General features: G+C 57.6%; 20 protein-coding genes. All 20 read left to right on the forward strand.

The window, feature by feature from the left end:
* Positions 1-315 precede the first annotated feature (315 nt).
* The 20 genes from LU493_RS03525 to lon all read left to right on the forward strand — a co-directional run bounded on the left by LU493_RS03525 (position 316) and on the right by lon (position 20,325).
* The gene (locus LU493_RS03525) at positions 316-1,806 is read left to right on the forward strand and encodes an ABC transporter permease (protein WP_275286406.1); all 1,491 of its coding nucleotides are present in this window, start codon (positions 316-318) and stop codon (positions 1,804-1,806) included.
* Positions 1,803-2,444: an ABC transporter ATP-binding protein gene (locus tag LU493_RS03530; RefSeq protein WP_275286407.1), complete on the forward strand. Its 642-nt coding sequence runs from the start codon at positions 1,803-1,805 to the stop codon at positions 2,442-2,444. The genes LU493_RS03525 and LU493_RS03530 overlap by 4 nt, the downstream gene beginning before the upstream one ends.
* Before the next feature lie 18 nt (positions 2,445-2,462).
* Complete coding sequence (locus LU493_RS03535; RefSeq protein ID WP_275286408.1) at positions 2,463-3,437, forward strand: glycosyltransferase family 2 protein; 975 nt, start codon at positions 2,463-2,465, stop codon at positions 3,435-3,437.
* A 14-nt stretch (positions 3,438-3,451) separates the two neighbouring features.
* On the forward strand, positions 3,452-4,795 hold the full coding sequence (locus LU493_RS03540; RefSeq protein ID WP_275286409.1) for a glycosyltransferase family 2 protein: 1,344 nt from the start codon (positions 3,452-3,454) through the stop codon (positions 4,793-4,795).
* A gap of 108 nt (positions 4,796-4,903) precedes the next feature.
* Positions 4,904-5,419 (forward strand): hypothetical protein, encoded by a 516-nt coding sequence (locus LU493_RS03545; RefSeq protein WP_275286410.1) that lies wholly within the window; start codon positions 4,904-4,906, stop codon positions 5,417-5,419.
* Between the two features lie 24 nt (positions 5,420-5,443).
* Positions 5,444-5,767, forward strand: a complete 324-nt coding sequence (locus tag LU493_RS03550) for a hypothetical protein (RefSeq protein ID WP_275286411.1) — start codon at positions 5,444-5,446, stop codon at positions 5,765-5,767.
* A gap of 39 nt (positions 5,768-5,806) precedes the next feature.
* Entirely contained in the window at positions 5,807-6,949 is a 1,143-nt protein-coding gene (gene glf, locus LU493_RS03555; protein ID WP_275286412.1) for a UDP-galactopyranose mutase, read from the forward strand.
* A 24-nt stretch (positions 6,950-6,973) separates the two neighbouring features.
* Positions 6,974-7,966, forward strand: a complete 993-nt coding sequence (locus tag LU493_RS03560; protein ID WP_275286413.1) for a glycosyltransferase — start codon at positions 6,974-6,976, stop codon at positions 7,964-7,966.
* Position 7,967: 1 nt separating this feature from the next.
* Positions 7,968-9,356 (forward strand): undecaprenyl-phosphate glucose phosphotransferase, encoded by a 1,389-nt coding sequence (locus LU493_RS03565; RefSeq protein WP_275286414.1) that lies wholly within the window; start codon positions 7,968-7,970, stop codon positions 9,354-9,356.
* Positions 9,357-9,391: 35 nt separating this feature from the next.
* On the forward strand, positions 9,392-10,402 hold the full coding sequence (gene galE / locus LU493_RS03570; RefSeq protein WP_275286415.1) for a UDP-glucose 4-epimerase GalE: 1,011 nt from the start codon (positions 9,392-9,394) through the stop codon (positions 10,400-10,402).
* A 171-nt stretch (positions 10,403-10,573) separates the two neighbouring features.
* Positions 10,574-10,837 (forward strand): DUF6447 family protein, encoded by a 264-nt coding sequence (locus tag LU493_RS03575; RefSeq protein WP_275286416.1) that lies wholly within the window; start codon positions 10,574-10,576, stop codon positions 10,835-10,837.
* Between the two features lie 198 nt (positions 10,838-11,035).
* Entirely contained in the window at positions 11,036-11,521 is a 486-nt protein-coding gene (gene nrdR, locus LU493_RS03580; RefSeq protein ID WP_275286417.1) for a transcriptional regulator NrdR, read from the forward strand.
* Positions 11,518-12,645 carry a bifunctional diaminohydroxyphosphoribosylaminopyrimidine deaminase/5-amino-6-(5-phosphoribosylamino)uracil reductase RibD gene (gene ribD, locus LU493_RS03585; RefSeq protein ID WP_275286418.1) on the forward strand — a complete coding sequence of 376 codons (1,128 nt, stop codon included), beginning with the start codon at positions 11,518-11,520 and terminating at the stop codon, positions 12,643-12,645. The genes nrdR and ribD overlap by 4 nt, the downstream gene beginning before the upstream one ends.
* Positions 12,646-12,817: 172 nt before the next feature.
* Positions 12,818-13,984 (forward strand): bifunctional 3,4-dihydroxy-2-butanone-4-phosphate synthase/GTP cyclohydrolase II, encoded by a 1,167-nt coding sequence (gene ribBA, locus LU493_RS03590; RefSeq protein ID WP_275286419.1) that lies wholly within the window; start codon positions 12,818-12,820, stop codon positions 13,982-13,984.
* A gap of 71 nt (positions 13,985-14,055) precedes the next feature.
* A complete protein-coding gene (ribH, locus tag LU493_RS03595) occupies positions 14,056-14,553 on the forward strand; it encodes a 6,7-dimethyl-8-ribityllumazine synthase (RefSeq protein WP_275286420.1) in 498 nt (165 codons plus the stop codon).
* Positions 14,550-15,050, forward strand: a complete 501-nt coding sequence (gene nusB, locus LU493_RS03600) for a transcription antitermination factor NusB (RefSeq protein WP_275286421.1) — start codon at positions 14,550-14,552, stop codon at positions 15,048-15,050. The genes ribH and nusB overlap by 4 nt, the downstream gene beginning before the upstream one ends.
* 14 nt (positions 15,051-15,064) lie before the next feature.
* Positions 15,065-16,018, forward strand: a complete 954-nt coding sequence (thiL, locus tag LU493_RS03605; protein WP_275286422.1) for a thiamine-phosphate kinase — start codon at positions 15,065-15,067, stop codon at positions 16,016-16,018.
* The gene (locus LU493_RS03610; protein ID WP_275286423.1) at positions 16,015-16,488 is read left to right on the forward strand and encodes a phosphatidylglycerophosphatase A family protein; all 474 of its coding nucleotides are present in this window, start codon (positions 16,015-16,017) and stop codon (positions 16,486-16,488) included. The genes thiL and LU493_RS03610 overlap by 4 nt, the downstream gene beginning before the upstream one ends.
* 84 nt (positions 16,489-16,572) lie before the next feature.
* On the forward strand, positions 16,573-17,814 hold the full coding sequence (locus LU493_RS03615) for a DUF945 family protein (RefSeq protein ID WP_275286424.1): 1,242 nt from the start codon (positions 16,573-16,575) through the stop codon (positions 17,812-17,814).
* 78 nt (positions 17,815-17,892) lie between these two features.
* Complete coding sequence (lon, locus tag LU493_RS03620) at positions 17,893-20,325, forward strand: endopeptidase La (protein ID WP_275286425.1); 2,433 nt, start codon at positions 17,893-17,895, stop codon at positions 20,323-20,325.
* Positions 20,326-20,374: the final 49 nt, after the last annotated feature.

A 20,374-nucleotide genomic window follows, 5' to 3' on the forward strand; every position in this document is an offset into this window, starting at 1 on the left:
CCGGTGACACTGGCTAGTGAAAGAGACAGAGCGGGCGATCCTGAATCGTCCTGAGGCTCGGTGAAACCTTTTAGACGATGAAAAAAGTATTGTTGTGCTGTTCTGCTTCCTTTTTATGAGCGTTGTCAGTTTTCTAGCGAATCTCCAATGCATGACTCGACTCGCCAGACATTTCCGTTATGAAGGAAGGGGAGAAGGTTGGTCCGCCATGTTTTTCGAGAAGCGGGCGGGCGCAGAGAGTTTTCAGAAAACCCTGAAGTATTATCAGTAGGTCCAAAGGATAGGGATGTTCAAGACAGAGTTGATGTGTCGGTTATGAAAGATAAAGAACCAGCGGATGATTTTTCGGCCGAAGATGAAATCCCCCCTCTTGAACATGTCTTCAGTTGGGGAGAAGAGGCCATGCAGCAGCGTCAGTGGCGCACTGCTGCCGAAAGGTGGAGCTTGCTTCGCCACCTGTATCCTGATGAGGTTTCTGTTTGGGTGCAGGCCAGTATTGCTCATCGGCATCTCAAGGAATATGAAGAAAGCGAGAGGCTGCTTGCCTGGGCCAGAGAGCGCTTTCCTCTCAATGCCGGCATTCTCGCTCAGTGGGCTGAGCTCGACATTGTTCGTGGTGAGCTTTCGTCATCACTTGAACGATTGGGGATGTTGAGAGAGAACTTCCCCAAACATATCGTTGGTTGGGCAAGAGCCGCAGAAGTTCACGAGCGACTGGGTCAGCATGATGGCGCTGAGAAGATGAATGGTCATGCCCGAGCGAACTTCCCTGAACATCCTTGGCCATGGGTGCAATATGCGGAAATGGCAATGACTGCCCATGATTGGTCTACAGCGCTAACGCGCTGGGAAATCGTGCGCTCCCGTTTTCCCGATCATCCCAAGGGCTATGTTCGTGCGGCTGAAGCAGCCGAGGCTATGGGGAATTCTCGGTATGCACGGCAATTGAAGCTGGCCAGAGAGTATGGCAATGCCTGGCTGGAAGGCCAGTCGAGCAATGATAATGAAGTACATGAAGCCATTGCGCTTCCACGGCGCAGAACGTTAAGGACCTTCTGGGACCTGGTGTGGACGAAAGCCCGTCTCAACTTGAAAAGTGAAGCCAGCCAGAATCACTTGCGTTATCTATGGTGGATTCTTGACCCGCTTCTCTATATGGCGGTTTTCTATATAGTCTTCGGCTTGCTGATGGAGCGTGGTGGTCCAGGTTTTATTGCTTATCTTCTGACGGGGCTGGTGCCTTTTCAATGGTTTGCCAAGACAGTCAATCAGACATCAGGTTCGATATTATCCGGGAAAGGGTTGATGAACAAGGTTCGTATTTCACCCTTGTTCTTTCCATTGGTAGGCGTCGTGCAGAATACAGGGAAGCAGGCACTGGTTTTCGCCATGCTGGGCGTATTCCTTATCCTTTATGGTTTGCCGCCGACCATCCATTGGTTGGGTTTCATTCCAGTGGTTGCGGTACAGCTTCTCTTGATGACAGTAGTCTGTTGCCTGGTGGCCATGATTATTCCCTTCATACGGGATCTCAGTAATCTGGTGCCGACAGGGGTACAGTTTGTGATGTTCAGTAGTGGCATCTTCTATACGCTGGATCGCATACCGGAAAAGTGGCAGTCACTGTTTTTTGCGAATCCGATAGCGAATATCCTTTATCAGTATCGAAGGATTTTTGTCGAAAATCAGTGGCCGGACTGGAGCATGCTGGGGTGGGTCGCTCTAGGAGCAGTGATCGGCCTTGGGATCGTGCTATGGCTTTACAGGCGTCTGGAATCCGTATTTCCCAGGGTGGTGCTGGAATGACGCAGAAATCGCAAGGCAATGTCATCATATCTTTGCGTGATGTTGGTGTACGTTATAAGCGGCGCGGAGGCCTCTTTCAGAAGCCTGAATATTTTCAGGCCTTTGAAGGTGTCAGCTTTGATATTCATAGAGGAGAAACGCTTGGTATCCTGGGGCGCAATGGGGCAGGAAAGTCGACCTTGCTCAAGGTCATTGCGGGGATTATCAAGCCGGACAGTGGTCAAGTCGTCGATTATGGCGCGGTAGCATCGTTGTTGACGCTTCAGGCGGGGTTTGATGCTGAACTTCCGGGAACGGATAACGCTATTCTGAGTGGAATGCTGATGGGGTATACTCGCCGCCAAGTTGAAGAGAGGATGGCGGATATTATAGAGTTTTCCGAGCTTGGAGACTTCATGGATGAGCCCGTCAAGACATATTCTTCGGGTATGAAAGCTCGCCTGGGGTTTGCTGTCTCCATGTATATGACGCCTGACGTATTATTGCTCGATGAAGTCTTGAGTGTTGGCGATAAACAGTTCAAGAAGAAGGCCGAAACGGCCATGATGAAAAAGCTTTCTTCAGATCAGACAGTTCTTTTGGTGACGCACTCTGAAAGTCAAGCCGAAAGGGTGTGTGATAGAAAGATTTTTCTCTAAATATTTCAAGGGGTTTTCATGACCGAGAGAGTGGCGGTTGTCATTCCAGTTTATAATGAGAGAGAGCGGCTGGTAGAAGCCGTTCGTTCAGTCGTAGAAGGCAATGAAGTTTCCGCCAAGTTCTACATCGTGGACGATGCCTCGACGGATGGAACACCTGATATAGTCAAGAAGTTCTTGGCGAGCGAAAATATCCCTCACGAAGTGTTTGTCAACGACGAGTCCCGAGGCGCGGGAGGATGCCGAAATATCGGGCTGGACAATGTCGTTGAAGAATACATTTTGTTTCTAGATGCTGATGACTTTCTGTTTCCCGGTATTCTGGATCAGACTATCTCGCTGGCTGACGAAAGCTCGTCCCAGGTCGTTATCACCGAGTATGATAGAGTCTATTCGGAAAATGATAAAAAGCTTGGAATGAATCATCATGATGAAATGGTGTTCTCACGTATAAAAAAAATGGGGCTTGTGTCGCCTTTTTCAATAAATAAAGCTGGCTTTGTTTTGGATCTGGTGAACTACCCGTGGAACAAGATTGTTTCGACATCTTATGCCAGGGAGATCGGTCTTCGGTTTTCCGAGACGCCTGTTCACAATGATGTTTTTGCTCACTGGCAGTTGTTGATGAATGCTTCTCGCATATCGGTCATGAACCAGTCCCTCTGCGGGCATCGTGTCTCCATGCGGTCGAATCAAATAACTAATATATCGGATGCCCGGCGGATGGCGATGCTTGATGTCTTCAATGAACTGGAAGAATATTTTAATAAAGAAAGTTTGTTCAAGGAAAGGTATTATCACTTTTTTGTTTCTTTCAAGATAAAGCTTTTTCGGTGGGGGAATGCCCGGATTGATGAAGGGCATAAAGAAAGCTTCTATGAGGAGTTCTGTAAGACATTTGAAAATATGTCGAAGCTGGATTTTTTGATTGTTTCCGAGCGAATGCCTCGCGTGGCAGTAGAAGCACTGCGCTATCGCCTCCGCTTGATGTGAAGAGGGCAAAGAACATGATTTCGGTTATCGTAACAACCTATAATATTGAGCAATATATCGAGCAATGCTTGAGGAGTGTTGTAAATCAGACTTATCGTGACCTGGAAGTTATAGTGGTCGACGATGGGTCCAGTGATTCTACACAAGATGTCGTAAGGTCTATTGCCCGTGAAGATTCTCGTATAATTCCGGTTTTTCTCCCTGAGAATACTCCTGGGGGAGTGGCCATTGCGGCGAATACGGGACTGTCAAAGGCCCGTGGGGAGTACATTGGATTTGTTGACGGGGATGACTGGTGTGAGCCTTTCATGTTTGAAAAGCTCATCGAGTCATCCATGAAGCATGACTCGGAAATTGTCATTGGTAACTTCAAGAATTACGATGAGAAGTCCTCTTCATTTTATGATGCAAGTGATAGGAGGTTCTGGCTAAAGGGGCTTCCTGTAGATGAGCCTATCGAGGGGATGAGCAACAAGAAGACCTTGTTGAAATTCAATCCTGTTCCCTGGAGGAAGCTCTACAAGAGAGAGTTTCTCGAGGAAAATAATATCAGATTTCCTGAAGGGGATTATTTTTATGAGGATAATCCGTTTCACTGGTTCTGTATAACAAGGGCTGAACGTTTCTCTCTCGTTCCAGACTACCTCTGTTATCATCGCATGAACCGTGCGGGACAGACCATGTCCACAGGTGACAAACGTCTCCTGGCGATGTATGAGCATCACCAGACCATTCACGAATGGCTGAAGACCAACAACCTCCTGGATCAGTTCAAGGAGGAGTTGGTTCTGTGGGTCGTCAATAATACCTGCTGGATCCATGACGCTATAAAAGATGAGTACAAGGATGATGTTCTGCTATGCTTGAATGATGAGCTCTCCAAATATGATGGGAAGTTCCTTGATGAAGTATTGAACTCGAGTCATATGGGAAACAAGGGGAGAGTTCTGGCCGGGAAGGCGCGCGGTGAAGGTGAAGGAACTGGCCAGGGTGAGCAGAGCCGGAAATCCGGCTTGCTGAAGGAAAATATCACTTCAATGGCCGGAGGTGGCCTGGTCCGGGAAACGGTTCAGTATTATCAGCAATACGGTGCACTGGAAACTGCCAGAAAAATCCGCAGTTATCTGGTGGCGCGGATGCCAGGCCCAATGAAGCAAGCACTTTCCTCTTTTTCGCGGACTTCGAAAAAAAATTCTGATGTAGAAAAAGATGTGAAAGATATAAAAAACCAGCTTGAATTTCAGAAGCTGATGCTTGTCTTGTCTGAAAAAGAGAATGAGGTAATAAAGGATGATCTTAAAGATATAAAGTCTGAACTTAAAAATATACGTTCAAGTCTGGATGAGCGAACTCCTTGAGGGTTTGTGGAGTTTAAGTGGTGAGGTTGTTCGAGCTAAAGTCTAAGAGCTTGGGTAGGGTTGTTGTCTCTTTGTAGTAGGGAGAGCTCTTGGGTTTGGGAGGATTTTTTGAGAGTTAATTTGCACTTGGGGGCTCATAAGACAGCCACGACATCTCTGCAAGCTGTTTTGAAGAAAAACAGGAGGTTGCTTTCTGAGAATGATATTTTTTATTACCCGAGGGAAGAGTTCCGTGATGAGGTGACAAGGCCATATTTCTATCCAAGGGTCCTGAAGAAAAGTGGAAAGGTGAGGCTGTTGGATGTGATTCAGGACAGTGGTTTGTATAGAGGAGAAGAGAAGGTAGTGATTTCTGAAGAAAATCTTCTTTCTCTCGTACAGGAGATATTTGTCCGCGAAGAATTCTATCCTAGTGCTGGGGAACGCCTAGAGAAAATGAAATATTTTTTCGATGGGGTTGAGGTGGATGGCGTATTTTTCACTGTTCGTGAATACGTTGGCTTTATTCCTTCTGTCTACACTCAGATAAATAAGTCCTTGAAATTCGTTGATTTTGAGGGTTTTAAGAAAAACTTCTCCAGTTGGGGTTTTTCGTGGTTGAGTGTTGTTGAGGATATTTCTTAGGCTTTTCCTGAATCCGAATTGAATGTGGTTGATTTTGAATCCATAAAGAAGAATCCTGAGGAATATTATTCGAGAATTTTATTTGGCTATCCTTATGGGAATTTGGAAGGCCTGAATGCCTTCTTGAATGAAGGGGTTTCACAGGAAGCTGTTAAATGTGCTGAGTTTATCCGGAATGAGCTTTCTGTCAGGGTGTCTGGGGAACAGTTTTCAAAGCTTTCAAAGCTTTATCCTGCTTCTTCTTATAAAAAGTACAAGCCTTTTGATGAAAGTGAGTCGGACTTTTTATCAAAGAAGTACTTGAAGGATTTAAAGAGTATTGACGAAAGGTACTCCTTATTTCTTTGACAGGGCGGCAGTGATGGAAAGATTAAGATTGGAGAAAGTATGAACTTTTTACTAGTCGGTGCCGGCTTTTCCGGTGCGGTGATTGGGCGCGAATTTGCGGAGGCTGGGCATCAGGTCACGGTCGTCGATGCGCGCTCGCATATTGCCGGTAACTGTCATACCGAGCGTGATGCTGATACCGGGGTGATGGTCCATGCCTATGGCCCGCATATCTTCCATACCGATGATCAGGAGGTGTGGGAGTACGTCAATCGGTTCATGACTTTCAAACCTTATGTGAATCGAGTGAAGACCACCTCCAAGGGCCAGGTCTTCTCGCTGCCGATCAATCTCCATACGATCAACCAGTTCTTTGGCAGGACCATGCGACCCGACGAGGCGCGTGAGTTCATCGAGGAGCAGGCGGATACCACGATCGAGGATCCGCAGACCTTCGAGGAACAGGCGCTGCGCTTTGTTGGCCGGGATCTCTATGAAGCCTTCTTCAAGGGGTACACCCAGAAGCAGTGGGGCTGTCATCCCAGCAAGCTGCCGGCCAGCATCCTCAAGCGGTTGCCGGTGCGTTTCAACTACAACGATAACTATTTTTTCCACCGCTTTCAGGGAATGCCGGAAGAGGGCTATACCAAGCTGGTGGAGGGTATCCTCGACCATCCGAGTATCGACGTGCACCTGAATACCCGCTTCGAGCGTGACCAAGTCGCCGGATATGATCATGTCTTCTATTCGGGGCCACTGGATGGCTTTTTCGACAATGAACTGGGCCGACTCGGGTACCGGACCCTGGACTTCGAGCGCTTCACCTACCAGGGCGATTACCAGGGCTGTGCGGTGATGAACTACGGTGAAGAATCAGTGCCTTATACGCGTATCACCGAGCACAAGCATTTCTCGCCCTGGGAAGAGCACGAGGGCAGTGTGTGTTATCGTGAGTACAGTCGAGCCTGTGGACCTGACGATGTGCCCTACTATCCCATTCGCCTGGTAGATGAGAAGGCATTGCTGGCCAAGTATGTCGAAAAGGCTCGACAGCTCGACAAGGTAACGTTCGTGGGACGCCTGGGCACCTACCGCTATCTCGATATGGACGTCACCATCCGAGAAGCGCTGGATACGGCTCGGGGCTGCCTCGAGCGTGTCAAGAATGACGAGCCCATCCCGGCGTTCTTCGTCGAGGCATAGGCCATACAGTGACTAGCAGACGGCATGGCTGACAAACAGACGACCCCGATACCGCCACCTGCCCCCATTCGGCTGGTGGCGGTGATCGTTTCCTTCAATCGTTGCGAACACCTCAAGCAGGGAATCGCGGCAGTGCTTGATGAGCCCGTCGCCGGACTGGTGGTGGTGGATAATGGCTCTACCGATGGCAGTCGGGAATGGTTGGCCAGCCTGGATGATCCGCGTCTCGATGTGGTGACGCCGGAGCGTAACCTGGGGGGAGCCGGAGGCTTCGAGCTTGGTTTCCAGGTCGCTCTCGACACCTTCCAGGCCGATTGGCTGGTGTGTTTCGATGATGATGCACGTCCGGTGCCCGGGGCATTTCGTGCTTTCATGGAGCGGGACCTGGACGGTATCGATGGGGCCGCGGCGGCGGTCTACTATCCGGATGGCAGTATCTGCGAAATGAATCGGCCGAGCTGGAATCCGTTCTGGCATGGGCGACTTCTATGGCGCACGATGTCGGGTATGCTGATCGGGCGCTCCCGTGAAGGCTTCCATCTGGCGGATCATCACTACGCCGAAGAAAACATGCTGGAAATTGATTCTTCCTCCTTCGTGGGGTGCTTCGTGCGCGCAAAAGCGGTGCAGCGAATTGGTCTGCCGCGAGGTGAACTGTTCATCTATGGCGACGACATCATCTACACATTGACCCTGCGTAAGGCCGGGGGGCGTCATGTCTTCCTGCCGCACGTACGGTTCGTGCATGATTGCTCGGCTGATCTGCGAGGTAGCGCCCGGATAACACCACTCTGGAAGGCGTTTTATGCCTATCGCAATGGTCTGGTGATGTACCGCATCGCGTCGGGAGCCTGGTTTCCATTGGTCGTGCCGGTCAAGGTGCTTGGCTGGCTATTGGCCGCGCGCCATTACCCACAGAAGCGGCAGTACCTGAGGCTATGCCGGGAGGCATTGCGCGATGGCCTGCGCAGGCATCCGGGCGCTTCGCATGATGATCTGACAAGGCGGTATCCCTGATATGCCAAGAGCCGCCAAGACTCTCTCGGGCTTCGAAGCCTATTCTCATATAGCGGCCCGCTTCGCTGATGCGTGTTCGTTGCTGACCGGTGGGTTCCTGGCTTACTGGCTGCGTTTCGGTTCCCTCGAAAGCATGGTCGAGCGTTACCAGTGGATGATGCTGTCCGGCATGCTGCTGGGGATGGTGATCTTCGGCTCCTGCGGCCTCTATCGTTCCTGGCGTGGCGCGGTGCGTGTCGAGCTGGTGGTGAGGATCGTGCATGCCTTTGTCATCCTGGGCGGCACCATCTTCACGTATCTCTACTTCACCAAGACGGGGGCCGAATTCTCGCGCCTGTGGCTCGGGATGTGGTTGCTCGGTGCCTTCATCATGTGTGTCGGGATACGCACTATTGCCTATCCACTGCTGAACCGCTTGAGAAGCCATGGCCGCAACCGAAAGAGCGTCATCCTGATCGGCGACCTGGAATCGTGTCTGAAGGCACATCGACAGATTTCCGCCCAGCCGTCGGCGGGATTCGACATCCGGGCGGTACGTCTGATGGACGCCAGTGGCTGCAAGCGCTTCAACGTCGCCGATTGCTGTGCATTCGACAGTGAACGGGATGCCGGCCTGGTCAGTGACGAGATCTGGGTGTGTCTACCGCTATCGCGCGGGAACCTGGTCGAGCGGCTTCTCAATGACCTGGATCACTGTATCGGCAATATTCGTTACATGCCGGACATGAGGGGCATTCGCCTTCTGAATCATGATATTTCCACGGTGGCGGGGCTGTATGCGTTCGATATGAGTTGCAGCCCCATGAGCGGCCGGGCACGTTTCATCAAGGCCGTGGAAGACAAGCTTCTGGCCGGGGTGGCGTTGGTCCTGCTCTCACCGCTGATGTTGGTCATCGCGCTTTGTGTCAGGCTCACCTCACGAGGCCCGGTGTTGTATCGCCAGGAGCGCATGAGCTGGAATGGCCAGCGCTTTCAGATGCTCAAGTTTCGCAGCATGGCGGTGGATAATGAACGTGATGGCGTGTGCTGGGGAAATGCGCAGAACAAGCAGGCCACTACGGTGGGTCGCTTGCTGCGGCGCGTCAGTCTCGATGAACTGCCGCAGTTGATCAATGTGATCAAGGGGGAGATGTCGTTGGTCGGCCCTCGACCGGAACGTACTGTCTTCGTCGAACGGTTCAAGCATGAAATTCCCGGTTACATGCAGAAGCACATGGTACAGGCGGGCATTACCGGTTGGGCCCAGGTGCATGGCTGGAGAGGCGACACCGATCTGCATGTGCGTATCGAGCATGATCTCTGGTACATCGATAACTGGTCAGTATGGCTGGATCTCAAGATTCTCTTTCTCACGGTATGGCGTGGCGTCTTTCACCACAATGCTCGATAAACCAGTGAAAATGATCGATTAAAGGTGAACAACTCATGAAGATTCTGGTGACGGGGGGCGCGGGCTACATTGGTTCACATACCGTTGTCGAGTTGCTCGAGGCAGGTCACGACGTCGTGGTGGTTGATAACCTCTGCAACGGCTCCAGGGAGGCTCTGTCCAGGGTCGAGCACATCGCCGGCAGACCTATCGCTTTCACCGAGTGTGATATCCGTGACCGTGAGGCCCTGGATGCCGTATTCGTCGAGCATGATATTGACGCGGTGATTCACTTTGCTGGCCTCAAGGCTGTCGGTGAAAGTGTCGAGAAACCACTGGAATACTATGAAAACAACGTGAACGGTACCCTGGTGCTTTGTCAGGCCATGGCAGCGGCAGGCGTCTATCGCATCGTCTTCAGTTCCTCGGCGACCGTTTACGGTATCGAGGCTCCGGTTCCCTATCTGGAATATATGCCTCGTGGTACGACATCCAACCCTTATGGAACCTCCAAGGGGATGGTGGAGCGTGTGCTGGAAGATCTGGCCAGTGCCGATTCTCGGTGGTCGGTGATCTTGCTGCGCTATTTCAACCCCATCGGTGCCCATCCATCCGGGATGATCGGTGAGGACCCCCTGGGTATACCCAATAACCTGATGCCCTTTATCGCTCAGGTAGCCGTTGGCCGGCGCAAGGAGCTGACGATTTTCGGTAATGACTATCCGACGGCTGATGGTACCTGTGAGCGGGATTATCTCCATGTGGTGGATCTGGCCGTGGGGCACCTCAAGGCGCTCCAGGTGAATCGTTCGGGGGTTTCGGCCTATAACCTGGGAACCGGCAAGGGGGTTTCGGTCATGGAAATGGTCAACAGTTTTACTCGGGTTACCGGAGTGGATATCGCGTATCGCTTTGGCGAGCGCCGGGCCGGCGATCTGGCTGCTTTCTGGGCCGATGCTTCCAAGGCAAGAGATGAACTCGGGTGGACGGCTGAAAGGGGGCTGGATGAGATGATGGCGGATACTTGGCGCTGGCAGTCGATGAATGCCGATGGGTACCGTGATTGACCGGTGTCGCAGCGTTGGTGACAAGTGAAGCTCCTTGCGGCCAGCCAGGGACCCGACGGTTGGCAGGTCATGATTCTTGATGAAGGTCGAGATTTATCCTGTGTTTGACGTGTTATGCTCACTTCCGGGCATACGGCAAGGTGCCCAATGCATTGTTGAACAAGGAGGCCAATGATGGCGCAAAAGAAACAGACGGAAGCCGTTCAGGAGCAAGCACAAGCACAAGCTCAGACACAGACGGTCACGATCGATGGCAAGGAGTACCCGCTGGATCAGCTCAGTGAATCGGCACGTCAACAGGTCGTCAATCTGCGTGTTACCGATCAGGAAATTCAGCAGCTGCAGCAGCGCCTTGCGATTGCCCAGACGGCACGCACGGCGTATTCCAATGAATTGAAGGCCGAACTCGACAAGCTGGAAGCAGCAACCAGCTGAGTCGGCTCGACAGTACCGGCCGAAAACGGGGATGCCATCAGGCATCCCCGTTTTCGCTGGGGCGGGATACGTCGACCGGAAAGCCTTGAGCTCTCGAGTGGTGTCGGGCGTCGCGTGGCGGCATAACTGGGCGCTACGGCTTCAAACCGTTACAATATGGCGACACGTCACTTCCTCCATCGATGCCGGGTGATCGCTATGCACTGCCCCTTTTGTGGCGCCAATGACACACGCGTGACCGATTCACGTCTGGTCGCGGATGGTGATCAAGTACGTCGCCGGCGTCAGTGCGCAGGTTGCAGCGAGCGTTTTACCACGTATGAAACTGCCGAACTGGTCATGCCGCGAGTGATCAAGTCGGATGGTTCCCGGGAACTCTTCGACGAAAGCAAGCTACGTGCCGGTATGCTCCGCGCTCTGGAAAAGCGTCCGGTCAGTGCCGAATCCATCGAAGCCGCCGTCGAACGGATTCGCCAGACCCTCAGGGCGCGCGGTGAGCGTGAGGTGCATGGTCGGGATGTCGGCGAGGAAGTCATGCATGCTCTGAAGCGCCTCGATCAGGTGGCCTATATTCGCTTCGCTTCGGTATATCGGAGCTTTCAGGATATCGACGAGTTTCGTGCTGAAATCGATCGACTGGCCCAGGAGCCCAGCTTTCGCCCTGACGGGTCGGGGGAGTCATGACGGTACCCGCACCTCCCGAAGCCTGGATGGCACGCGCGATCCATCTGGCGCGTCATGGACTCTATACCACGCTTCCCAACCCCCGGGTCGGTTGTGTCCTGGTCAAGGAGGGGCGGCTCGTGGGGGAGGGGTGGCATGAGCGTGCCGGCGAGCCTCACGCCGAGATCCATGCCTTGCGCCAAGCCGGCGAAGCGGCGCGCGGTGCCACGGCTTATGTCTCCCTCGAGCCATGTTCTCATCAGGGGCGTACCGGTCCTTGTGCGGTGGCGCTGGTCGAGGCCGGCGTGGCCAGAGTCGTCGTGGCCATGCGTGATCCCAATCCCCAGGTGGCTGGACGCGGCATCGAGTGCCTGCGACGGGCGGGTATCGAGGTCGACGTGGGGCTGCTCGAAGCGGAGGCGCGTGAACTCAACGCGGGGTTCATTGCGCGCATGGCGCGGGGCCGTCCCTTCGTTCGGTTGAAGATGGCCATGAGTCTCGATGGACGCACGGCGATGCGTTCCGGCGAGTCCCAGTGGATCACCGGCCCGTGTGCCCGACGTGAAGTGCAGCGTCTCAGGGCGCGCTCCAGTGCGGTGTTGACCGGTGTCGAGTCGGTCATCTTCGACAACTCGCGACTCACCGTGCGGGCCGAGCAGCTCGAACTGGATAATGCCGAGGCGATCGCCGAGCGTCAGCCGCTGCGCGTGGTGGTGGATTCCCGCCTGCGCTTGCCGGTGGCGGCGGCCTGCTTGCGAGAGCCGGGACGTACCCTCGTGGCGACAGTGGATGAGCATGATGATGAGCATCGCGAGCGGCTCGAGGAGGCCGGCGCCGAGATCGTGGTGTTGCCGGCCGGGGCGGAAGGGCACGTCGACCTGATGTCCTTGCTGACATACCTCGCCGACCATGAGGCGGCCAATGAGGTGCTGCTGGAAACCGGTGCCACCCTGGCTGGCGCAATGCTGGATGCTGGTCTGATCGATGAGATGCAGTTGTTCGTGGCGCCGACCCTGCTGGGCGGCGAGGCCCGTCCGTTGTTCGAGTTGCCGGGCCTGACGCGCATGGACGAGCAGCGACCACTGGATATCCGTGATATCCGTGCCGTCGGTAACGACTGGCGGATCATCGCTGTTCCCCGATGAGGTGTCCCGGACGTGGCGTCGTCCTGACGCCACGTCCGCATCCACGAGCCGATTTACTGGCGCCGGCGTTCCTGCCACGGTACCCTGACGCGGTTTCGAATCGGGCGACGCCCGACGGCGACCCCCGCGTCTTCCCGATGCGACAGTCGCCACGCTCAATTACGGAGACTCCATGGTGCACTCCTCTTCCGGGGGCCTTTCCCCCATTCCAGAGCTGATCGAGGATATCCGCCAGGGGCGGATGGTGATCCTGATGGATGATGAGGATCGCGAGAATGAAGGCGACATCATCATGGCCGCGGAGAAGGTCGAGGCCGAGCACATCAACTTCATGGCGCGCCATGCGCGGGGGTTGATCTGCCTGCCGATGACGCGTGAGCGTTGCGAGCGCCTGCAGCTGCCCCTGATGGTCAGCGGTAATGGCTCCGGTTTCGGCACCAAGTTCACCCTTTCCATCGAGGCTGCCGAGGGCGTGACCACCGGCATCTCGGCCGCCGATCGGGCGCGCACGGTACAAGCGGCGGCGGCGCGTGACGCCAAGCCCGAGGATCTCGTCCAGCCCGGCCACATCTTCCCCTTGATGGCGGAGCCGGGCGGCGTGCTGCGGCGTGCCGGCCACACCGAGGCAGCCTGCGACCTGTCCGCCCTGGCGGGGCTGGACCCCAGCGGTGTCATCTGCGAGGTGATGAACGAGGACGGCAGCATGGCCAGACGGCCCGAGCTGGAGGACTTCGCTCGCGAGCATGGCCTGAAGATGGGCACCATCGCCGAGTTGATTCACTACCGTATCCACAACGAGCAGACCGTCGAGCCCGTGGAGTCCATGCCCGTCCAGACGCCGCACGGCGAGCTGACCCTGCACGTCTTCCGGGATCGCATTCAGGGCGCGCATCACCTGGCACTGGTCAAGGGCCAGCCGAGCCCCGAGGCGATCGTCACGGTGCGCGTTCACCTGACCAACGTCATGCGGGATCTGCTGTCCTTGCAGAAAGGTGAGCACGATAGCTGGACCGCGCACGAGGCGGTGGCCGAGGTCGCCCACGCCGAGCACGGTGTCTTCGTGCTGCTCGATGATGGGCGTCCCCGTCAGGACCTCCATGAGTTGCTCGATCTCTTCCTCGAACGTCGTCGAGCGCCACGCTCCACCGACTCCGATGGCGCCGGCAATTACCTGACCATCGGGACCGGCTCGCAGATCCTGCGCGATCTTGGCGTCGGGCGGATGCGCCTGCTGAGTTCGCCCTGGCGCTTCTCGGCGCTGTCCGGCTTCGACCTGGAAGTGGTCGAGCGGGTGGAGCCCGGCGAGACGTCGACCCACAATGACGAGGGCGACAGCTGAGCGCCCCGCGTCGGATACACGCAAGCGTGCCCCTTCAGGGCGCGCATGATCGGATTCATCAGGAAAGAATCATGCAACCGATTTCTCAAGTCGAAGGAAGCTTCGTCGATGTCGATGGCCGCTATGTGATCGTGGTCGGTCGTTTCAACCATCATGTGGTCGACAGCCTGGTGGAAGGCGCGGTGGATAGCCTGGTGCGTCATGGCGTGGATGAAGAGCATATCGATATCGTGCACACGCCGGGTGCCTGGGAGTTGCCGTTGGCGATCCAGCGGGCGCTGCGGGTGGCACGTCCCGATGCGGTCATCGCCCTGGGCGCGGTGATCCGCGGTGGTACGCCGCACTTCGAGCATGTGGCCGGTGAGTGCAATTCGGCCTTGAGCCGTCTGCAGCTCGAGTTCGAGACGCCGGTGGCGAATGGCGTGCTGACCGTCAACTCCATCGAGCAGGCCATCGAGCGTGCCGGTACCAAGGCGGGCAACAAGGGCACCGAAGCCGCCATGGCGGCGATGGAAATGGTCTCGTTGATGCGTTGCTTCGATACGTCGTCCGATGGAGGTGAGCAATGAGCGGACGAGAGCGCGAGCCTTCCAGGGCCCAGCAGTCACGCCGTGCCGCTCGGGAGCTTGCCATACAGGGATTGTACCAGTGGCGGATGACCGGCAAGTCGATGGCCGCCGTGGAGGCAGAGTTCCGTGGCCAGGTCGCCGATGAGGACCTGGAGGACCACGAGAACTGGCACAAGGTCATGGAAATCGCCGACCTGGCGCTGTTCCATGAACTCTTGACCGGTGTGGCAGGCCATCACGAGGAGATCGATGGGCAGCTCGCGCCCGTTCTCGATCGTCGCCTCGAGGACCTGGACGCCATCGAGCTGGCCATTCTTCGCCTCGGTGCCTACGAGCTGGCCTACCGTCTCGAGGTGCCTTACCGGGCGGTCATCAACGAGGGTGTCGAGCTGGCCAAGTCGTTCGGTGCCACCGAGGGACACAAGTATGTCAATGGCATCCTCGACAAGCTGGCCGCCCGGCTGCGTGCCTCCGAGGTCAAGGCGCGTCGTCGCTGAAGGCTGTTGACCGGATGCATAGCGAATTCGATCTGATCTCCCGTTTTCTTGCGCCCGCGTCGAGCGGCGCCGAGTCAGGCGTAGCGCTGGGGGTCGGCGATGACTGTGCCTTGCTCGAGCCGACGCCGGGCGAGCGGCTGGTGGTCAGTGTCGATACCTCGGTGGCCGACGTGCATTTCCCTGCCTCGGCGCCTCCCGGTGCCATCGGCCACCGGGCGTTGGCGGTGAGCCTCAGTGATCTGGCAGCGATGGGGGCTCGGGCGCGTTGGTGTGTCATGTCCCTGACGTTGCCGGAGGCCGATGGCGACTGGGTATCGGCCTTCGCGAACGGTTTTCATGCTCTCTGCAGTACCACCGGGGTCGTCCTGACGGGCGGCGACGTGAGTCGCGGTGAGCTGGCCATCGGTGTCACCGTGATGGGCGAGGTCCCGCCGGCTGCGGCGCTGACGCGTGCCGGGGCACGGCCGGGGGATTGCCTGGCGGTCACCGGTTGCCTGGGCGGCGGGGCCGGCGGCCTTGCCCGTTGGTGGGCAGGTGAACGCGATCTCGCTTCTCCGCTGCTGCGTCGTTATCTGCTGCCTCAGCCGAGGCTGACGGCGGGCGTGGCGCTACGTGGCTTGGCCAGTGCGGCCATCGACATCTCCGATGGTCTGCTGGCGGATCTTGGCCACCTGCGCCAGGCTTCGGGGGTCGGCGTGGCGCTGTCGCCCGACGCGCTGCCCTTGGCCGAGGGGCTCGTCGAGGCGCTGGGTGAGCGGGACGCTCGGCAGGCGGCGTTGCGCGGTGGCGACGACTACGAGCTGTTGGTGAGCCTGCCGCCGGAATGCCTCGAGGAAGCGCGGCATCGACTGGCGGCACTGGACCTGCCGTTGACGGTGATCGGTCGCTTTACCTCCGAGCCCGGCTTGAGCGGTGTCGATGCGGCGTCGTCAGCGGGCTGGCAGCACTTTCCGGGAGAGACGCCATGAATCGAGCCCCGCAGAGCGTCTGGCGTCGTCCGGCTCATTTCCTTGCCTTTGGCTTCGGCAGCGGAGCCGTGCCTTTTGCCCCGGGGACCTTCGGGACCCTGGCGGCGATCCCCTGTTACTGGTTGATGTCCGAGCTGCCGCTGGGCTGGTATCTGGTCGTGGTGGCGGTGACCTTCTTCTGGGGCATCTGGCTATGCGACAAGACCTCCCGGGACCTGGGCGTTCACGATCACTCCGGCATCGTCTGGGACGAGTTCGTCGGATACTGGCTGACCATGACCGCTGTCCCTTTCTCCTGGGAGGCCGCCCTTTGGGGCTTCGTCGTCTTCCGGGTCTTCGATGTCTTCAAGCCCTGGCCGATTCGCTGGGCCGACCGACGTGTCGCCGGCGGTTTCGGCATCATGATCGATGATGTGCTGGCCAGCATTTACGGTTGGAGTACCATGCACTTGTGGTTCTGGTTGCATTGAGTCGCATAGTGCCCGAGCCTTGCGGGAGGGCTCGGACGGTGTCGTCGTGACAGGACGTCGCGAGAGGGGGACAAGGAGCGGGGAATGCGCAAGGAACGGTTGATCGTGCCGGTGATCGTGGCCGTGGCCGTGGCCTGGGCCGTGGCTCAGACGATTGCCAGCCTGATGTTCGAACGCGAGCTGGCGCGTGCCATTCAGGATCTGCAGGCACGAGGAGAACTGTCGATCTGGCGCAGCGAGGCCGACCAGGGTTGGCTCACGTCCACGGGCGTCATCCATCTGGCGCCGTTGTTCGGCGATGGCTGGCATCTGGATATCACTTACCGAGCTCGCCACGGCCTGCTGAGCACGCGCATGGATGGCCATCTTCAGCAGCACCGGGAGCGCACCGGCCATGCGCGGGTCGAGGTCGCCAGGAAACCGCCGACCTGGGAAGCCCGCTACCATCCTCTGTCCGGTACCTTCGATGGAGCCCTGGAGCTGTCCCCCCTGGTCCTGAGGCAGGAGAACCGTACCCTGTCCCTGCACGGCTCCCGGCTTTCGGTACAAGGGAAATTCGGTGACTGGAAGCTGCGTGCCTACCTGAAGTCGGCTCGTCTCGATGATGGCGAGACTACCCTCGAGGCTGGACCGGTGACGCTCGAGAGCCGCTATGCCTACATCGATGGCGCCTACCATTTCACGCAGCGGGATCTGCTCAAGGTTTCCGGGCTTCACTGGCGATCACCGACGCTCGAGCTGGATGCCGACGAACTGGTGCTGCACAGCAAGGCAGAGCTCGACGAGCAAGAGCTGCGAATCCGTGGTGAATTGACGCTGGGCGAGGTGATGTCCGCCGATCAGGTGCTGATGACCGGCAAGGTCGTGGGCGAGCTGTCGCGGCTCAATGCCGATGCCTTGCGGTCGCTGCTCGAGCATCTCAAGGCGGAGGCCGCCCGGGGTGGAGGCGGAGTGACGAAGCGTGACCTGCTGACCCATCTGTCCGGCGATATCCGCACCCTGATGCGCGACTCGCCCCGCCTGGACCTGCTCGAGGTCGACCTGGATAGTCCGATGCTCGGCTTGTCCCTGGAGGGGGATGGCGCACTGATCTTCAATGCCGGCGACCTGGATGCACTCGACCCGGAGGGACTGACGAGCCGAAAGGGGCAACAAGCCTGGCGCGAGCGACTCGATGGCGACTTCCTGTGGCGCGATCTGCCGGCGGTGGTGGCGCTGTGGTTGGGACTGCCACTGGGCACTGAAGACCTGCAGGTCGATGTGGTGAGCGGCGAGGTCCGCCTCAATGGTCGACCCTTGCCGCCACTGTCCAGCCGCTTGCCATGACTTGAAGTTCTCGTTCGTCGCCCGCATTCCGTGATCATCACGGGATCGAATATCCCGTCCCGTCAGGATGAGGTACGCATGAGCGACGACAACGATCAAGGTTTCGAACAGGATGGCCTGGAGTGGGTCCAGGCCGACGAGAACGATGAGGCATTCCAGCCCGGCGGGTCAGGCCATGCCGTGGTTCCGGCCAGTGACAGCCTGCCCGAACGGGTCTATCTGCTGCCGATCCACAATCGTCCCTTCTTCCCCGCCCAGGTCCAGCCGCTGGTGATCAATCGCGAGCGTTGGGAGGAAACCATTAGCCGCGTCGGCAATACGCCACACCAGATGGTGGGGTTGGCCTTCGTCGGCGAAACCGGGGTCGAAGAGCTCGGCCATGAGGACTTTCCCGTGGTCGGCACCGCGGTCAAGGTACACAAGCTGCAGGGCGAGGAATCGCAGCTGCAGTTCATCGCACAAGGGATGCGTCGTTTCCGCATTCAGCGCTGGCTGTCCAAGGAGCCGCCGTATCTGGTCGAGGTGAGCTACCCCCGCGAGCCGGTCGACGCCGAGGACGACGAGACCCGCGCCTACGCCATGTCGCTGATCAACGGCATCAAGGAGCTGTTGCCGATCAATCCGCTCTATGGTGAGGAGCTCAAGCATTATCTCAATCGCTTCAGCCCTCACGAGCCGGGGCCGTTGACCGACTTCGCCGCGGCCATCACCTCGGCCAAGGGGCCGGAGTTGCAGGATGTGCTGGCCACGTTGCCGGTGATCGAGCGCATGCAGAAGGTATTGCCGTTGCTGCGCAAGGAGATCGATGTCGCTCAGTTGCAGAGCGAGATCAGCGAGCAGGTCAACGCCCAGATGCAGGAGCGCCAGCGGGAGTTCTTCCTGCGCGAGCAGCTCAAGGTGATCCAGCGGGAACTGGGCATTTCCAAGGATGACCGCGAGAATGATGTCGATACCTTCCGGGCGCGGCTGACCGACAAGGTGGTGCCCGAGCGGGCCATGGAGCGCATCAATGACGAGCTGGACAAGCTCTCCGTGCTGGAGACCGGCTCGCCGGAGTATGGCACCACGCGTCACTATCTCGACTGGCTGACCTCGCTGCCGTGGGGCGTCACCAGCGATGACCAGCTCGATCTGGCGCATGCCAGGAAGGTGCTGGATCGCGACCACGATGGCCTCAAGGACGTCAAGGAACGCATCGTCGAATTCCTCGCCGAGGGCACCTTCAAGGGAGATGTCGGTGGTTCCATCCTGCTGCTGGTCGGTCCTCCGGGGGTCGGCAAGACCTCGGTGGGGCGCTCCATCGCCGAGGCTCTGGGTCGCCAGTTCTATCGCTTCTCGGTGGGCGGCATGCGCGACGAGGCCGAGATCAAGGGCCACCGGCGGACCTATGTGGGCGCCATGCCCGGGAAGCTGGTCCAGGCGATCAAGGAGGTCGAGGTCGAGAATCCGGTGATCATGCTCGATGAGGTCGACAAGATGGGGCAGTCCTTCCAGGGCGACCCCGCCTCGGCGCTGCTCGAGGTGCTCGATCCGGAACAGAATGTCGATTTCCTCGACCACTATCTGGATGTTCGACTCGATCTCTCCAAGGTGTTGTTCGTCTGCACCGCCAATACCCTGGATTCACTGCCTCCCGCCTTGCTCGACCGCATGGAGCAGATCCGCCTCTCCGGTTATATCGCCGAGGAGAAGATGGCGATCGCCAAGCACCACCTCTGGCCCAAGCTGCTGAAACGCGATCATATCCCCAAGAAGCGCATCAACCTCACCGATGCGGCCCTGCGTCAGGTCATCGAGGGGTATGCGCGCGAGGCGGGGGTGCGCCAGCTCGAGAAGCAGCTGCACCGCATCGTGCGCAAGGCGGCGGTCAAGCTGCTCGAGAATGGCCAGCAGACGATCAAGGTCTCGGTGAAAAATCTCGAGGAATTCCTCGGGGCGCCGACCTTCCGCAAGGAAAAGGTCATGAAAGGCGAGGGGGTGGTCACCGGCCTGGCCTGGACGGCCATGGGGGGCGCGACCCTCTCCGTGGAAGCCGGCAAGGTGCATGCCCTGGATCGCGGCTTCAAGCTGACCGGCCAGCTCGGCGAGGTGATGAAGGAGTCGGCCAATATCGCCTACAGCTATGTGCTGGGCCATCTCGGCGACTACGGCGCCGAGCCGGACTTCTTCGACTCGGCCTTCGTGCACCTGCATGTGCCCGAAGGCGCCACCCCCAAGGACGGGCCGTCGGCCGGCGTGACCATGACCACGGCGTTGCTGTCCCTGGCGCGGCACGAGCCCATCGACAGGCCGTTGGCCATGACCGGCGAACTGACCCTTACGGGCCAGGTACTGCCGGTCGGCGGGATCCGCGAGAAGATCATCGCCGCCCGGCGCAGCGAGATCTTCGAGGTGATCCTGCCCGATGCCAATCGTCGCGACTACGAGGAACTGCCGGATTACCTGCGCGATGGGGTGACGGTGCACTTCGCCAGTCATTACCGTGACGTGGCCAAGGTGGTGTTCGATTAGTCGGTAACGAGCTTCGAGATGCGAGATGCGAGATGCGAGTAGTGGGGTA

Source organism: Halomonas elongata (assembly GCF_029081005.1).
Taxonomy (GTDB): Bacteria; Pseudomonadota; Gammaproteobacteria; order Pseudomonadales; family Halomonadaceae; genus Halomonas; species Halomonas elongata_B.

Coding starts and splice junctions, on each gene's coding strand:
- LU493_RS03525 (WP_275286406.1), top strand. CDS start 316: ATGAAAGATAAAGAACCAGCGGATGATTTTTCGGCCGAAGATGAAATC.
- LU493_RS03530 (WP_275286407.1), top strand. CDS start 1,803: ATGACGCAGAAATCGCAAGGCAATGTCATCATATCTTTGCGTGATGTT.
- LU493_RS03535 (WP_275286408.1), top strand. CDS start 2,463: ATGACCGAGAGAGTGGCGGTTGTCATTCCAGTTTATAATGAGAGAGAG.
- LU493_RS03540 (WP_275286409.1), top strand. CDS start 3,452: ATGATTTCGGTTATCGTAACAACCTATAATATTGAGCAATATATCGAG.
- glf (WP_275286412.1), top strand. CDS start 5,807: ATGAACTTTTTACTAGTCGGTGCCGGCTTTTCCGGTGCGGTGATTGGG.
- LU493_RS03560 (WP_275286413.1), top strand. CDS start 6,974: ATGGCTGACAAACAGACGACCCCGATACCGCCACCTGCCCCCATTCGG.
- LU493_RS03565 (WP_275286414.1), top strand. CDS start 7,968: ATGCCAAGAGCCGCCAAGACTCTCTCGGGCTTCGAAGCCTATTCTCAT.
- galE (WP_275286415.1), top strand. CDS start 9,392: ATGAAGATTCTGGTGACGGGGGGCGCGGGCTACATTGGTTCACATACC.
- LU493_RS03575 (WP_275286416.1), top strand. CDS start 10,574: ATGATGGCGCAAAAGAAACAGACGGAAGCCGTTCAGGAGCAAGCACAA.
- nrdR (WP_275286417.1), top strand. CDS start 11,036: ATGCACTGCCCCTTTTGTGGCGCCAATGACACACGCGTGACCGATTCA.
- ribD (WP_275286418.1), top strand. CDS start 11,518: ATGACGGTACCCGCACCTCCCGAAGCCTGGATGGCACGCGCGATCCAT.
- ribBA (WP_275286419.1), top strand. CDS start 12,818: ATGGTGCACTCCTCTTCCGGGGGCCTTTCCCCCATTCCAGAGCTGATC.
- ribH (WP_275286420.1), top strand. CDS start 14,056: ATGCAACCGATTTCTCAAGTCGAAGGAAGCTTCGTCGATGTCGATGGC.
- nusB (WP_275286421.1), top strand. CDS start 14,550: ATGAGCGGACGAGAGCGCGAGCCTTCCAGGGCCCAGCAGTCACGCCGT.
- thiL (WP_275286422.1), top strand. CDS start 15,065: ATGCATAGCGAATTCGATCTGATCTCCCGTTTTCTTGCGCCCGCGTCG.
- LU493_RS03610 (WP_275286423.1), top strand. CDS start 16,015: ATGAATCGAGCCCCGCAGAGCGTCTGGCGTCGTCCGGCTCATTTCCTT.
- LU493_RS03615 (WP_275286424.1), top strand. CDS start 16,573: ATGCGCAAGGAACGGTTGATCGTGCCGGTGATCGTGGCCGTGGCCGTG.
- lon (WP_275286425.1), top strand. CDS start 17,893: ATGAGCGACGACAACGATCAAGGTTTCGAACAGGATGGCCTGGAGTGG.